General features: G+C 51.2%; 13 protein-coding genes. 2 read left to right on the forward strand and 11 right to left on the reverse strand.

The annotated features are described in order from the left end of the window. Positions 1–15: 15 nt before the first annotated feature. The 4 genes from FGQ86_RS11310 to FGQ86_RS11325 all read right to left on the reverse strand — a co-directional run bounded on the left by FGQ86_RS11310 (position 16) and on the right by FGQ86_RS11325 (position 3,443). Positions 16–753: a 16S rRNA (uracil(1498)-N(3))-methyltransferase gene (locus tag FGQ86_RS11310; protein WP_138304099.1), complete on the reverse strand. Its 738-nt coding sequence runs from the start codon at positions 751–753 to the stop codon at positions 16–18. Next, positions 754–1,707, reverse strand: a complete 954-nt coding sequence (prmA, locus tag FGQ86_RS11315) for a 50S ribosomal protein L11 methyltransferase (protein ID WP_033125876.1) — start codon at positions 1,705–1,707, stop codon at positions 754–756. Positions 1,708–1,765: 58 nt separating this feature from the next. Then, positions 1,766–2,326 carry a manganese efflux pump MntP family protein gene (locus FGQ86_RS11320; RefSeq protein WP_033125877.1) on the reverse strand — a complete coding sequence of 187 codons (561 nt, stop codon included), beginning with the start codon at positions 2,324–2,326 and terminating at the stop codon, positions 1,766–1,768. A 259-nt stretch (positions 2,327–2,585) separates the two neighbouring features. Beyond that, positions 2,586–3,443 (reverse strand): DNA alkylation repair protein, encoded by an 858-nt coding sequence (locus FGQ86_RS11325; protein WP_052084026.1) that lies wholly within the window; start codon positions 3,441–3,443, stop codon positions 2,586–2,588. 166 nt (positions 3,444–3,609) lie between these two features. Here FGQ86_RS11325 and FGQ86_RS11330 point away from each other — a divergent pair, with 166 nt between their 5' ends. Together FGQ86_RS11330 and FGQ86_RS11335 are read left to right on the forward strand one after the other, a co-directional pair. Then, the gene (locus tag FGQ86_RS11330) at positions 3,610–5,334 is read left to right on the forward strand and encodes an ABC transporter ATP-binding protein (protein WP_033125878.1); all 1,725 of its coding nucleotides are present in this window, start codon (positions 3,610–3,612) and stop codon (positions 5,332–5,334) included. A 3-nt stretch (positions 5,335–5,337) separates the two neighbouring features. Beyond that, positions 5,338–7,185: an ABC transporter ATP-binding protein gene (locus FGQ86_RS11335; RefSeq protein WP_033125879.1), complete on the forward strand. Its 1,848-nt coding sequence runs from the start codon at positions 5,338–5,340 to the stop codon at positions 7,183–7,185. A 77-nt stretch (positions 7,186–7,262) separates the two neighbouring features. Here the strand turns inward: FGQ86_RS11335 and FGQ86_RS11340 are convergent, their stop codons facing one another. From FGQ86_RS11340 to FGQ86_RS11370, 7 genes are all read right to left on the reverse strand, one after another. Continuing rightward, positions 7,263–8,081: a DNA glycosylase gene (locus tag FGQ86_RS11340; RefSeq protein ID WP_033125880.1), complete on the reverse strand. Its 819-nt coding sequence runs from the start codon at positions 8,079–8,081 to the stop codon at positions 7,263–7,265. Between the two features lie 148 nt (positions 8,082–8,229). After that, entirely contained in the window at positions 8,230–9,315 is a 1,086-nt protein-coding gene (locus FGQ86_RS11345; RefSeq protein WP_033125881.1) for a DnaJ C-terminal domain-containing protein, read from the reverse strand. Positions 9,316–9,504: 189 nt separating this feature from the next. Continuing rightward, positions 9,505–9,942, reverse strand: a complete 438-nt coding sequence (locus tag FGQ86_RS11350) for an Hsp20/alpha crystallin family protein (RefSeq protein ID WP_033125882.1) — start codon at positions 9,940–9,942, stop codon at positions 9,505–9,507. 578 nt (positions 9,943–10,520) lie between these two features. Continuing rightward, entirely contained in the window at positions 10,521–12,266 is a 1,746-nt protein-coding gene (locus FGQ86_RS11355; protein WP_138304101.1) for a DUF2075 domain-containing protein, read from the reverse strand. Positions 12,267–12,345: 79 nt separating this feature from the next. After that, the gene (locus tag FGQ86_RS11360) at positions 12,346–12,678 is read right to left on the reverse strand and encodes a nucleotide pyrophosphohydrolase (RefSeq protein WP_033125884.1); all 333 of its coding nucleotides are present in this window, start codon (positions 12,676–12,678) and stop codon (positions 12,346–12,348) included. Further along, entirely contained in the window at positions 12,659–14,566 is a 1,908-nt protein-coding gene (locus FGQ86_RS11365; protein ID WP_138304103.1) for a DUF2075 domain-containing protein, read from the reverse strand. Before FGQ86_RS11365 ends, FGQ86_RS11360 begins: the two co-directional genes overlap by 20 nt. A 161-nt stretch (positions 14,567–14,727) precedes the next feature. Next, positions 14,728–15,201 (reverse strand): MazG family protein, encoded by a 474-nt coding sequence (locus FGQ86_RS11370; RefSeq protein WP_033125886.1) that lies wholly within the window; start codon positions 15,199–15,201, stop codon positions 14,728–14,730. Positions 15,202–15,301 lie beyond the last annotated feature (100 nt).

Genomic DNA, 15,301 nt, shown 5'->3' on the forward strand with positions numbered 1-15,301 from the left:
ATTAATTTATGCGCCTCAGGGCTCCAGGTGATAGCCCAGGATGGCCAGCACCATGAGGGGCGCTGTCTCGGTGCGCAAAATCCGCCTGCCCAGGGTGATGACCCTGGCGCCGGCGGCCAGCGCCTTCTCCTCTTCCTCTCTCTCAAATCCGCCCTCGGGCCCGATAAAGATGCCCACAGACTGGCCCGGCCGTATCTCCTCAATGACCTTTCGCGTGTAGTCCATGCCCTCTGCCAGCTCGTAGGGAAAGAGGATCACATCCAGACTGCCCGCCGCCTGCAGGGCCTCGTCAAAGCTGCACACGCTCTTCACCTCCGGGATGATGCCCCGGCCCGCCTGCTTGGCCGCGCTTTTGGCGATCTCGTTCCACCGCTTTACCTTTTTCTCCGCCTTGGGTCCGTCCAGCTTCACCACGGAGCGCTTCGCCGCCACAGGGACCACGCCCCGGGCTCCCAGCTCCACTGCCTTCTGCACCACCAGCTCCATCTTGTCGCTCTTGGGAAGTCCCTGGAAGAGCCAGATGGAGGAGGGAAGCTCTGTGTCCAGCTCCCTCTCCTCCTCTATCTCAAGCCGGGCCCGGCCCTCCTCGTAGCCTGTGACCTGGCAGATATATTTGCGGTTGTTGCCGTCGCTGACCTCCAGCCTCTCGCCCTTTTTCATGCGGAGCACATTTTTCATGTGGTTCACATCAGAACCTTCTATATAAATGTATGGCTTTTCCACCTGATCCGGCGTCACAAAAAAATGCTGCATCTATCGTTTCCTCGCTGTGACGGAGACCCACTCTCCCTGGTGATGTACCTCCAGAAGCTCCATGCCGGCTTCCTTCACTGCCTCCACCACGGTCTCCTCCTTGTCCTCTATGATCCCGCTTGTGATGTAAATACCGCCGCTTTTCAGCTGGGCCTGGATCACCGGCGTCAGGGGTACCAGCACATCCGCCAGGATGTTGGCGGCCACAATGTCGTACTTTTCATAGCCAGCCCTGTCCTGAACCTCTCTGTCGTCAATGATGTTTCCGATCATGACCTCGTACTGATCCTTCTCAATGCCGTTGACAGCCATATTTTCGTGGGTGGCGTCAATGGCGCAGGGATCCAGGTCCGTGCCCACGGAGTAGCCCGCGCCGAACTTCAGGGCCAGCATACCAAGGATGCCGCTGCCGCAGCCAACATCCAGGATCCTCATGCCCGGCTCCACGTATTTCTTCAGCTGGCGGATACACAGCTGGGTTGTCTCGTGCATACCTGTGCCAAAGGCCGTCCCCGGATCAATGTGGATGATCAGCTTGTCCTCATCCTCCGGCTTTACATCCTCCCAGGAGGGGATGATGAGCACGTTGTCCACGGTAAACTGGTGGAAATACTGCTTCCAGTTGTTCACCCAGTCCACGTCCTCTGTCTGGGACTCCTCGATGGAGGCCTCCCCGATATCCACAAAGGCAGAGATGTCCTCAAGCTCTGCGCGCACCTTCCCCAGCATCTCCTCCTTGTCGTCTTCCTCCTCCATATAGAAGGTAATGTAGGCCACGCCGTCGTCCTCCTCAGTCTGGGGAAGGATATCCACAAACATCTGCTCCTTGTCCGCCTGGGTGAGAGGAATTTTATCCTCGATCTCCACCCCCTGGATACCCAGCTCCATGAGGGAACTGCTGACGATCTCCTCCGCCGCGGTTGTTGTCTTCAAACGAAATTTATTCCATTTCATACCGTCTCACCTCTGTCCCGCCTCTTCCCGGCGGAACATTCCTTTCCACATCAGTTTATCATATGAGCCCCAAATGCTCAACGAGGATTTTCACCCCGAGACAGACGAGGATCACGCCCCCTGCGATCTGGGCTCCCTTCTGCCAGCGGGAGCCAAACACGTTGCCGATCCTTACGCCCGCCGCGGAGATGACAAAGGTGGTCACGCCGATGAAGGATACCGCAGGCACGATCTCCACCTTCAGAAAGGCGAAGGTGATACCCACCGCCAGGGCGTCGATACTGGTAGCCACCGCCAGGGGCAGCATGGTCCGCACATCCAGGGAGTCGTCCGCCTCGCAGTCCTCCCCTCCAAAGGCCTCCTTTATCATGCCGGCGCCGATAAGTCCCAACAGGATGAAGGCGATCCAGTGGTCTATGGAGGTGATGATCTCCTTGAACTGGCTCCCCAGGAGATACCCGATGACCGGCATCCCCGCCTGGAATACCCCAAAATAAAGTCCCACGATCCCCGCCTTGGCCCAGGTGCATTTCTTCATGGCGAGGCCCTTACAGACTGACACGGCAAAGGCGTCCATGGACAGCCCCACCGCCATCAGAAAAAGTTCGATCAGTCCCATTTTTCTTCTCCTTTTGTCTTCTTTTGTGTCCCTCCCGGGGCCGAAAGCCCCTCTCCCCTGTCAGCGGCCGGGCGGATGCAGCGCGGGCAGCGCGTAAAAAAAGACCCATCCGCGGCAGATACTCTCTGCGCGGATAAGTCTCATTATTTCAAGTAATGCCAGATGCCAGGACAGCATCAGTATGTTGACAGTACTGCGCCCCAGGCGCCAACTACTCCCTTATCGCTTCTGTTCATTATAAGGAGAAGAACGAGGCTTGTCAATCATTTTTTATCAACTTTCCTCTTCGCATAGCCCGAACCCTCTCCTTCATCTCCCGGTCTGCCCTCCTGGACTCGCAGATTTTCTGCAGCGTCTTATTATAAGTGAAGTCATCCAGACGGCAGGCCTCAAGAAAAGCCTCCGTCTCCTTGGGGAACTCCAGGTAAAACATGGAAAGGGCCCAGGCCACGGCCATCTTCACATAGTAGGAGTCCTGGTCCACCTGCTCCAGCTCTGCCAGGGCCTCCCCAAGGTACTCCCTGTCCACATAGTAGTCCAGCAGCATGACCGCCCCGAAGCGGGCCGTGTACTCCTCCCCGCTCCGGAGGCAGCCCGTGACAAAGGGCCAGAGCTGCGCCCGGTGCCTGCCGGCGATCTTCAGGGTGCTGCAGAAGCTGTCGCAGACAGACCAGTTGTCAATCCTTGGCAGGAACCAGCAGATCAGCCGCCGGGCCTCCCCCAGGAGTTCCTCCTGTCCGCGCTCCTCCCGGCCATGCTCCTCCTGGCCTCGCAGCCTGCGCGCTCCGCCTGCCCGCCGTTCCATGTTATCCAGCCCGTAGCCGATGACCATCCCCTGGAGCATCACCTCCTCGAAGCTGTCCTGCCCGGCCCGGGAAAGCCACTCCTCCCACCGGTCCGCGGCAATGCGTCGGGCGATTTTTCGCAGCAGGGGAAGACGGATCCCCAGGAACCGCTCCACAGGCAGCTCCGGGATCAGGGAGCTGGCGAACCGCAGATAGGAGGGCTCCCCCAGGCTCTCCAGATACTTCCTCATTTTCTCCCGGCTCTCCAGACAGCCGGGCGGCAGGCTGACAGATGCTTTTTCGGCAGATGCTTTTGTTTTGCTTTTCGGCATACAGGTTCTCCTTTCCAGAGCTGAAATCCCTTTTAAACTCTATTTTCACATCTGTTTCAGGAAAAATCAAGCATATCCGCCTCTGTCTTTCTCCCGGGACTGTGCTATAATGAGAGCAGTCTGATTTTTACAGAAACAGAAATTTTACACGAAACGGGGGATTATCTTGCAGGACCTGAAACGCGTTTTCACACACCTTGGGCCATTTAAGAAGGAATTTATCCTCAGCATCCTGTTCATCATTGCTGAGACAGGCTTTGAGCTGACCATACCGCTGATCATGGCGGACATCATCGACGTGGGCGTCCAGACAAGGGACATTCACTACATCTGCATGAAGGGCGTGCAGATGGGCTTTTGCGCCCTCTTCTCCCTCATCACAGGGCTCCTCTACGCCAGATACGCCGCCAGGGCCGCCCTGGGCTTTGGCTCCGGCGTGCGGGAGGCTGAGTTTTCCAGGATCCAGTCCTACTCCTTTGCCAACCTGGACCACTTCAGCACCTCCTCCCTGATCACCCGCATGACCACGGACATCACCGTCATGCAGAACGCCATCACAGGGGGCATACGGCCCATGGTCCGGGGACCGGTGATGCTCATCATGGGGCTCTTCCTGGCTTTCTGGATGAACGCCGCCCTGGCCCTCGTGTTTGTAATCTGCACCCCTGTCCTGGCCTGCATCCTGTTTTTCATCGTGCGCAAGGTGGCGCCCCTGTACGGGAAGCTGCAGGTCTGCATGGACAGGGTCAACGCGGCCATCCAGGAAAACCTCACCGCCATCCGGGCTGTCAAGGCCTTTGTGCGGGAGGAGTACGAGGAGGAGGTCTTTGAAAAGGCCAACCGGGATCTGGCGGACACAAGCCGCACCACCTTCCACTTCGCGGTGCTGAACCTGCCCGCCTTCCAGCTCACCATGTACACCTCCATCGTGCTCATCCTCTGGTTCGGCGGCGGCTTTATCCAGGCCGGCAGCATGCAGGTGGGAGAGCTGACCGGCTTCTTAAGCTATGTGCTCCAGATCGTCAACTCCCTCATGATGATATCCAACGTGTTCCTCATGCTGACCCGGTCCCTGGCCAGCGCCCGGCGCATCAACCAGGTCTTCGACGAGACAAGCACCCTGTCCGACCCGGAAAATCCCTGCCAGGTGATCCCGGACGGACAGATCGACTTTGACCACGTGTCCTTCAAGTATAAAAAAGAGGCAAAGGAGTACACCCTCTCCGACATCGACCTCCACATAGAGGCCGGGGAGACGGTGGGCATCATCGGCGGCACAGGCTCCTCCAAGAGCACCCTTGTGCAGCTCATCCCCAGGCTCTACGACGCCACCTCGGGTTCTGTCCGCGTGGGAGGACGGGACGTGCGCTCCTACAGCCTGGAGGCTCTCCGGGACGGGGTAGGCATTGTGCTCCAGAAAAACGTCCTCTTCTCCGGCACCATCCGGGAAAATCTCCTGTGGGGCAACCCCAGAGCCACGGAAGCTGAGCTGCAGGCGGCCTGCCGCGCCGCCTGCGCCGACGAGTTCATCCGCACCCTCCCGGAGGGGCTGGACACCCGGCTGGACCAGGGAGGGGTCAACCTGTCGGGAGGGCAGAGGCAGCGCCTGTGCATTGCCCGGGCTCTCTTAAAACGGCCGAAGATCCTCATCTTTGACGACTCCACCAGCGCCGTGGACACGGCCACAGAGAGCCGGATACGGGAGGCTCTGGAGGCCATCCCCTCCATGACAAAGCTGGTCATCGCCCAGCGCATCCTGTCCGTCATGCACGCGGACAAGATCGTGATACTGGACGACGGACGGATACACGCGGTGGGGACCCACCAGTCTCTCCTTGCAGAGAGCCCCATTTACCGGGAAATCTACGAGTCACAGAAAGGAGGCAGATAGGCCATGGCAACAGCGAACAGAAAGCGCCCCAAAAACCTGCGGCGCACATTTGGGAAGCTCCTCTCCTACATGGGCATGCATAAATTCCTGCTGGCGGCGGTGGCCCTTCTTGTCACCGTCAGCGCGGGAGCCAACCTGCTTGGCACCTACATGGTAAAGCCCATCATCAACCAGTATATCGTGCCGGGGGACCTGAAGGGGCTCATCTTCGGCGTGGCGGTCACCGCCGCCATCTACCTGACCGGGGCGGCCGCAGCCTTCGGCTACAGCCAGACCATGGTAAAAGCCGCCCAGAAGATCATCTATGACATCCGCCGGGACCTCTTCCACACCATGGAAAAGCTGCCTCTCGGGTACTTTGACTCCCACCCGGACGGGGACACCATGAGCCGCTTCACCAACGACGTGGACACCATCTCCGACGCCCTCAACAACAGCTTTGCTATGATCATCCAGAGCTTTATCCAGGTTGTGGGGACGCTGACCATCCTCTTCATCCTGAACTGGCAGCTCAGTTTCCTGGTTGTCCTCGGGTACGCCTCCATGTTCCTCTACATCCGCTACAGCGGGAAAAAGAGCACCTACTATTTCAATCACCAGCAGCAGTACCTGGGCGAGCTGAACGGCTACATCGAGGAGATGATCCGGGGCCAGAAGGTGGTCAAGGTCTTCAACCACGAGGCGGACAGTCTGAGGGCCTTCCACGAGAAAAACGCTCTCCTGCGGGAGGCGGGGACAAAGGCCACCGCCTACTCCAGCACCATGATCCCCATGGTGGTCAGCATTTCCTACATCAACTACGCGGTGGTGGCTGTCCTGGGCGGCCTGATGGCCATCTGGGGCCGCATCGACATTGGCACCCTGGCAAGCTATCTCATCTTTGTGCGCCAGTCCACCCTGCCGGTAAACCAGTTCACCCAGCAGTCTAACTTCATGCTGGCCGCCCTGGCCGGCGCGGAGCGGATCTTCGACATGATGGACGAGACGCCGGAGGAGGACGCAGGCCACGTAGTCCTTGCAAACGTCACGGCGGACAGTCAGGGAAACCTGGAAAAAAGCGCGCAGCGGACAGGGAAATGGGCCTGGGAGGATACCCGCACCCACGCCCTCACGCCCCTTCGCGGGGACGTCCGCTTTCACGATGTGTCCTTCGGGTACAGGGAGGACAAAAAGATACTGGACAAGGTCAGCCTCTACGCCAAGCCGGGCCAGAAGATTGCCTTCGTGGGCTCCACCGGCGCCGGGAAGACCACCATCATCAACCTGATCAGCCGCTTTTACGACATCAGCGGAGGCGCCATCACCTACGACGGCATCGATATAAGAGACATAAAAAAAGAGGCCCTGCGAAGCTCCATGGCCGTGGTGCTCCAGGACACTCATCTCTTTACCGGCACCATTGCCGACAATATCCGCTTCGGGAAGCTGGACGCCACAGATCAGGAGGTGGAAAATGCCGCCCGTCTGGCCGGCGCCGACTCCTTCATCCGCAGGCTCCCCGACGGCTACGATACCATGATCACCGGAGACGGGCAGCGCCTCTCACAGGGGCAGCGCCAGCTCCTTGCCATCGCCAGGGCCGCTGTGGCCGACCCGCCGGTGCTGATTCTGGACGAGGCCACCAGCAGCATCGACACGAGGACAGAGAGCCTCATCGAGAAGGGGATGGACCGGCTCATGGAGGGCCGCACAGTGTTTGTCATCGCCCACCGCCTCAGCACGGTCCGCAACGCCAACGCCATCATGGTGCTGGATCACGGCCGCATCATCGAGCGGGGCGACCACCAGGAGCTGCTGGACCAGAAGGGCATGTACTACCAGCTCTACCACGGCATGTTCGAGCTCTCCTGACAGTCCCGGCCTGAAGCGCCATCCCGGCGCCGTCTCAGCGCAACCCGGTGCCATCTCAGCGCCGTCTCAATACTGCCTCAGGGACGCCCATGCAGGTCATAGTAAAAAATATACTGCTGCAGCACCCCCTGGAAGCCTGCATATCGCTCAAAGGGGAAACCCTCCGGGTACTGCTCATCCAGCACCTTTTTGATGTGGGTGTCCACCGGGAAGGCCTCCAGGTGGTGGAGGGCAAAGAGGCAGATACAGTCCGCCACCTTGCCGCCCACGCCGCTAAGCCTCATAAGCTCCGCCCTGGCAGCGGGATAGTCCATCCCCTCCAGGGCCTTCAGATCCACCTCACCCCCAAGGACCATTTCCACGGTCTTTCGGATATACCGGCTCCGGTAGCCCAGGTTACAGGCCCGCAGGTCTGCCTCCGTGGCCCGGGCCAGCTCCCCCGGGCCGGGGAACGAATCGTAGACCTTCCCCTCACCGGAAACACATTTCTTACCATATGTTTCTGATAAGAGCTGCACGATCCTTCTGATCCGCCGGATATTGTTCTGCTGGGAAATGATAAAGGTGACGATCATCTCCCACAGATCCTGCTTAAGGATGCGGATCCCCCGTCCAAAGTCCGCCGCCCGGACAAGGTAGGCGTCCGCCGGGTCTATCCGCTTCTTATACGCCCCGTAATCCCCCTCCAGGTCAAAGTAGGGGGCCCAGAAATCCCGCAGCTCCTCTTCCCCGCAGTGAAACCGGAAAACGTGCTCCTCCTCTGTCTCTTCTATCTTCAGGTACCTGTCCCCGGCCACAAGCTCCCAGATCCCTTCTTTCACTTCCTCCATGCGGAAGCACTGGCCGGAAGCCAGGATCTGCCCCGGGGAAAAATGCTCTTTTGTAACGGTTACCATAGTCTTCCTCTCTTATCGCTCTTTTGTCTTTTTATGATTTTACAGGTAAAGTGAGGCTTTTGCAATCCAAAATCAACATGTGCAGGCACGCCTGGACATAAAAAAGGCGCCTGAAAACTCAGACGCCTTCTATCTATTTCAAAATGGCTTATGCCGCACTTTTTCTTCCATGGGTGCCTGTGCTGTGGCCGCCGCTTCCCCGGCTTCCAGAGCCGCCTGCTGCCCGCTCATATTCTCTCAGCTTTTGCCTGGCCTCCTGGCTTAAGTTCCTTGGAACCTGGATCTGGACCGTCACATAGTGGTCGCCGTGCACAGCCGGATCCTTCATGGAGACAATTCCCTTGCCCCGCAGCCGGATCTTTGTGCCGGACTGGGTGCCCTCATGGATCTTGCACATGACATTTCCGTAGAGCGTGTTTACAAGGGCCTCGCCGCCGAATACCGCCGTCGTGAAGGGGATCTGCACGGTAGTGTACACATCCATTCCCTTCCGCTCAAAGCCTGGCTTTGTCCCCACCTGTACCTTCAGGAGAAGGTCTCCCGGTTCACCGCCGCCGGTTCCCGGCATGCCCTTGCCCTTCAGGCGAATGCTCTTGCCGCTGTCAATGCCGGCCGGAATATGGACCTGCAAAGTCTGGGGATTCCCCGACCCGGACGGATCCTGGAAGGTAATGATCTTGTCACAGCCAAAGGCCGCCTCGTCAAAGGACACCTCGGTCTGCGCCCGCAGGTCTGAGCCCTTCTGGCGGAAGGAGCCGCCTCCGAAGCCGCCACGTCCAAAGCCGCCGGTTCCTCCGTAGTAGGACTGGTGGAAGCCGCCTCCGTCTCCTGTGTGGAAGCTGCCGGAAAATCCTCCTTTGTTTTTCCCGTGGAAAATATCTCCGAACAGGTCATCAAATATATCGTCCATATTTCCGTTTTCGAAATGGAATTCTCTGTAGCCGCCGTTGCCGGTGCTGTAGGCTCCTCCGGTGTAGCCGCCTGCGCCTGCTCCGCCACCGGTCCCGTCAAAGGCCGCATGCCCGAACTGGTCATACATCTTCTTCTTTTCCGGGTCGCTGAGCACCGTGTAGGCCTCTGTTACCTCTTTAAACTTCTGTTCAGCCTGTGGATTTCCCGCATTTGTATCCGGGTGATATTTCTTTGCAAGCTTCCGGTACGCTTTCTTTATCGCATTTTGATCTGCGTTTCTGTCAACACCAAGCACTTCATAGTAGTCTCTCTTTGCTTCCATCTCTATCACCTCCCGATCGTCCACATCTGTAAACTGTCAAAATCTATATAAATTTCTAATTCATATATTTAATAGAATATACCTGTCATATCTGAAATCTATATGAACGGCCCTTCAGCCGGAATATTTTCTATACTCCAAATATCATATAAAACCTCCCCGGGACAGGCTGCCCGGGGAGAAATCTCATTATCCTTCGATGGTCACGTAGCGGTTCTCCTCCACCTGCTTCTGATCCTTCTTCGGGATATCCAGGGTGAGGATACCATTTTCAAACTTCGCGTGGATATCTTCCTGCGTCAGGTTCTTGCCCACATAGAAGCTTCTGCTCACATTTCCTGTGAAGCGCTCCTGCCTGATGTACTTGCCATCCTTCTTCTCATCCTTGTTCACATTCTTGGCCGCGCTGATGGTCAGGTAGCCTTCCTTCAGCTCTGCCTTGATCTCGTCTTTCTTAAATCCCGGCAGGTCAATCTCTACTTCGTAAGCGTCGTCCTTCTCTTTCACATCTGTCCGCATCACCTGATCTGCTGAGCGTCTTCCGTAATACTTTCTGTCAACATCCGGGAAGGAAAAATCAAACCAGTCATTAAATAAATCTTCTCCAAAAATACTAGGCATCATCATAAGTCATCTCTCCTTTGATCATTCATTTATATTGGCACTCCGTGCGACCGGAGTGTTGGTTTTGAACTACTGGAAGGGGATCTTTTTATTTCCTTTCCTTTGTTCTAGATGTAATATAACACTTATTGTTAGCACTGTCAAGAGGTGAGTGCTAATTTTTTTAAAAAATTTTTGACCCGGTTAAATGAAAAACTTATTTCTACCTTTTTAGTCGAGTAAAGTATTTTATGTAATTATGGGTAGACGTTAGTCTTACATTTTCCCTGATCTGGGGGTAGCTTTTTCTCTTTCATTATTGTACGGTTAAATGAGAAAGTAAATGCAGGTCACGGATAACATAAAAATGTCCCCCTGAATTTGTACCTACAGTAAGCCCTGCAAAAATGGGGTGGCATTTACTCCTGCAATGCTTTATGATACTCCCATCTGGACTGAAGCCCGATAGAGAGATGTCCCCTCCTTGCTGGACAAAACCAGAAAGGAGGGGACATCTCTCTAAAGACAATTACATATTATTCAAAAAGCCCATTTAATTTCTATACAACACTTCCAAACAGAATCATATGACCTATCTTATATTAAGCATCTGCTCGAACGAGTGCTTCCTGTAATTCAGGGTCGCACGCATAAATATAAATTCCTTCGACACCTCGTGTCATCAATATACGAACTTCATGCCGAAGGAGTATCTCTCCGAATTTTTGTCTACTGCCATCTGATAATGTTCGATTTTGCACTGCTTTTCTATTACAGCTTTCTGCTGGATCAAAAACTATTTTCCCTTTACGATATTTGACTGACGGTCCCAAAATGACACCTGCATAGTTTAAATCAAATCCCTGTATCGTAAAAGTTGACCCAATCTCGTCTATCGTCTGAGGCTGTTCGGCCCAAGCCAGACTTTTATTCTTCCTTTTTGTATTTTTATCCAAATCTTTTTCTAATTCGTAATTCCATGGTTTATGCCATTTTCCAATAATTACTTCCCAGTATTTTAACAGTCTTTTTTTCGCTACGGGCTTAGGATTATAGCTCCAATCATATGTTGCAATCATTCTGGATAATTTGTGATCATCATTCTTGGCCTTTTCTTTTATCGCCTTTTCCAATTGAAAGGGATCATCAAATATTTTAATTTCGTATCCCCCCTTTTCTTTAGGGATTGGATGGATTTCCTGCTTCTTAGTCAAACAATCAATCCAGTCTATGATTTCTTCAGACGCCTTGATACGAAGTTGCTTCGTTAATACAAAATAATTCCCTTGTTTTTTTGATAAAGCCCGGAAATATTCTAATTTTTCAAATTCCCAGTATTGTTCCGTAGTTAATATTTGATTTTCATCAAACATCACAACCGTCACCTTTGCTCGACACATAATGTCCTGCAGCTGATTCCGTCCCTTATAAGCCTGCTTACCCTGAGTCAATAACAGATGGGCCTCGTCAATAAAAGCAACATCTATCGGTGCCTCCGAAGTGTGATGATTGATAAACCGCGTTGGTTTCCAAATAATCTCCCCATATTTGTCTTCTAAACCTAGCTTTAACGCAATCTGCTTATAAACTCTTATTTGCTCATCATGATTGACAATCAAACAACATTGGAGTGATTTGTCTCCTTTTTCTTCCGCATAAGAATAGATGTCATAAAAAGTGCTGCTGTTAAGAACTGTTTTACCTGTTCCCGCTTCCCCCTCAATAAATATCAGCTGATTTTCCATCTCAGTATCCAATGCATTGAATACCCTGTCAATTATTTTATCTTTAATCTGCTCCTGTTCTCCTGTCAATCTATGAAGTGGTGAGGCTTTAAAAACAGCAGAATCTTTTATAACACTCTCCTGGGGAAACAGCTCTTTATTGTCTCTTCTGAGTTTTTTCCAAATCCTTTGAAAAATACTATCCATTTCAAAATCAGGATAATATTTTCTTTGTGGATTCCCACGCAAATTATGTATCTTGCGAACATGTTCCGAACTCATGAGATACAGCATTAATCGGTTCTCAATATCTAATGTTAATGACTTATTAAAGTGCTCATGACCAATAATATAGAGATTGGCATTATTTTTACTCAATGAATCGTTCCATTTTTCCTTCATACCAGTTGATCCAAAATGTTGTCTTGTTCTTTGAATAATATTATTGGTCTCACCTATATAAACGTCATAATCATCTGTATCTTTCCAGCTATGAATATAAACCGTAGGAAACTCTAAAAGAATTTCCTTGACTTTCTGCAAATCTTTAACATCCAGTTTTCTCTCTAACTCTTCTAATCCTTGTATACTGTCATTGATTTTTTCTACTATAGGATATTTCATCAGATTACTTTACACACCTCTTTTACCGCTCGAAAAACAACCCATATACCGAACGTCTAATACTGTTACTTGCATATCCTCACAGCTCCGTATACTTTTCTTTATGTCCGTACGCTTTTTCTACCGGATACTTCTCCGCATTCTTCTTTATCTTTTCCTGGATAATCTCATCCATATCCAGCCCACAGGTATCCGCCATCAGAATGCAGTAATTCAACACATCCGCAAGCTCTTCCCTGATCTTATCTTTTTTCTCCTCACACCTGACATCTTCTGCGCTCCACTGAAAAACCTCTAACAGCTCTGCCGCCTCCAGACTAATGGAGATTGCCAGATCCTTCGGATTGTGAAATTGCTTCCAGTTACGCTCATCTCTGAATTTTAATACCTGCTCAATTGTTTCCTTTGTCATCTTTAACCCTCGCTTTTTGCATGCCCAGACATTTTTTCAGATAAGCAGACAAACGTTGATCTGTACAATATACATAACAACCTTTCATACCCCGTGTCATCAGTGTCCGATAAGTATTTTTTATGATTTCATCTGCTTCTTTCTCTGCCAGATACGGATTTTCTTTATATAATTTTTTAATTCCCTTCAACGACTGATCTGTTCTGGCTCGTCTTGTAAAGTCTGTAACAATCCTTCCATTTTCATATCGCATATCATCTCCAATAATGACTCCGACATAATCAAATTCCAACCCTTGAGACGTATGTATACATCCCGCCTCATGGACGGAATCTTCATCTATAGCATAAGTAGTTGTATTTTTCAAATTCCAGCTAATTTCAAAATCTCCGATTTTTATATCGTATACAGATGAATCGTTCACTCCTTCTTTCTTCCAATCCCAACAGTATCCCGCCAAAATCCTTGCCCTGTTATGCGATGACCGATTTCTTTCAATGATCATCTTCTGCATTTCCACAGGTGAATCAAGTATTCTAATATCAAAATCAATATCAACCATATCAAAATTGGCAGTATCACGAATTTCCAATATATGATCCAGCCATGCCAGATATCCGTCTGATCCGTTACATCTGAATTGAGACACCAGTTCCATTTCTGTAATCTGAGCATTTTCCTCCTCAGCCCATTTTCTAATCTCATCTACACTTCCTATATCCTGCAGGGTGACTCTTTGACTTTCATCGATAAAAAACACACTGCATTTCGCTGCATGGATAATTTCCTTAATCTGGTTTTCACCCATGTTATGGAACATTCCTGATTTTTCATTCAACCGATGTGCTTCATCAACAAGGACTGTGTCAACCATATTATTTTCTGCTTCTGTATAAATTCCCGAGCCCTTGAACATATTATCAACGCTGCTTTTCCTTATACTGCCCTTTAGCTTTTTTCGATACACATTTCTTGGTGCGGAATTTTTAGATACATATTGACAGAACTGATCCTCTTTCGTCAATTCAGCAAGAAGATTCACTGCTACTACGCTCTTTCCTGTTCCAGGACCACCTTTTACGATCACGACCCGCTTATTGTCATCTTTGGCAGAAAGCCTTGCTTCATCCAAAATCTCCTCATAAACAACCTTCTGTTCATCCAGCATAATAAATTCACGATTGCCTTTCAGCATTTTGGCAATAGAGTCCTGCAAACTTTTTGATGGCTTAATACGTCCCGAATCAATCTTATAGATCAATTCTTTCTTATCACCAAGCCGAATACTCTTCTTAATGAAATCTCTCAGTTTTGTAACTTCACCGCGTGTAAATGCCGGGGCATTTTCCAGATATATTTCATACTGTTTGGCGTCAATTGGATCCTGCTCATGCCGTCTGCAATTGTGTAAATAGGCACATGGGAAGATGGAAATCATGCCCTCTTGCACAGAAGCATTGTAATCGCTGATCAGCATAGCATATGACCATGCCTGGTATGAAGGATGAACAACTTGCCTCACAGCATTTCCGGTATAAGTCTGTACCAGGCCATCCCGCCCCGGAACCGCTTCCAGTTCATCCCACTGTTTCAGTTCAATCAAGACAACATTGGCATCTCCTTTTTTTCCATAACCAGATATTAAAAAATCAACACGTTTCGATGTCTGGGGAATATTATATTCAATAGCAATCCCTGCATCCGACGGAATATCTTGATCATTCAGAACCTTATACATATATTCCATGGAATTTTCCCATGCACGAAATTCATTTTTTGCCGTGTGGCGATGCATTCTTTCATAAATATTGTTTTCAATTTCCACAGCAATTGTATCCTGCTCTACGCTTGTTAAGAAATTGTCTTTTGTTCCTTCATAAATCAGCATATGGTCACCCCTGCCATAGATTGTTTAATATATGTTCTATTCTATCATATTTACATTTTGTTGTCGCCTGCACAACCCTCTTACTATTGCTCATTTTTAAATTTTTCTAATTCTAACAGATATTTACCAAAATCCGACCTGCCGTTCCCGCCACACTGAGACTACTGCAGCCGCTTTCTCTCTGCGGCCGCATCAATCAGCTCCTTTGATTCCTGAAAAGCGTCCGGCAGATAGGCCTCTGTCCATTCTTTGCCAGCCTTTTCCTGCTTTTTGATCTCATCCCATCTGGTCAGCGCCTCGCCCGAATCGGAAACTATCTCTTCTCCGAATACATGGGGATGGCGCCGCAGCATTTTGTCCGTAATCCCCTGTATCACGTCATTCATCGTAAAGTAGCCTTCCTCTTCCGCTATCTGCGCGTGCATTACCACCTGCATAAGCAGATCGCCCAGCTCTTCTTTCAGATTTTCCGGATCCCCTGTCTCCTCCAGTATATTGATCGCACCGATCACCTCCGCCGCTTCTTCTATACACGTCTTCTTCAGGCTTACATGAGTCTGCTCCCTGTCCCACGGACATCCGTCCGGTCCCCGAAGCTTTGCAATAACCTGCTGGAATTCTTCAAACTTTGTCATGGTGTTTTTACTCCTTTGTCTTGCTGAGATTATTGTACCGCAAAATTGAGGAAAATGGGAATTGTGTGGGGTAGTTTCATTGTGAAAATACTATTGAAGT

The sequence above is a fragment of the Clostridium sp. BSD2780061688st1 H5 genome, from assembly GCF_005845155.1.
Lineage (GTDB): Bacteria > Bacillota > Clostridia > Lachnospirales > Lachnospiraceae > Claveliimonas > Claveliimonas intestinigallinarum.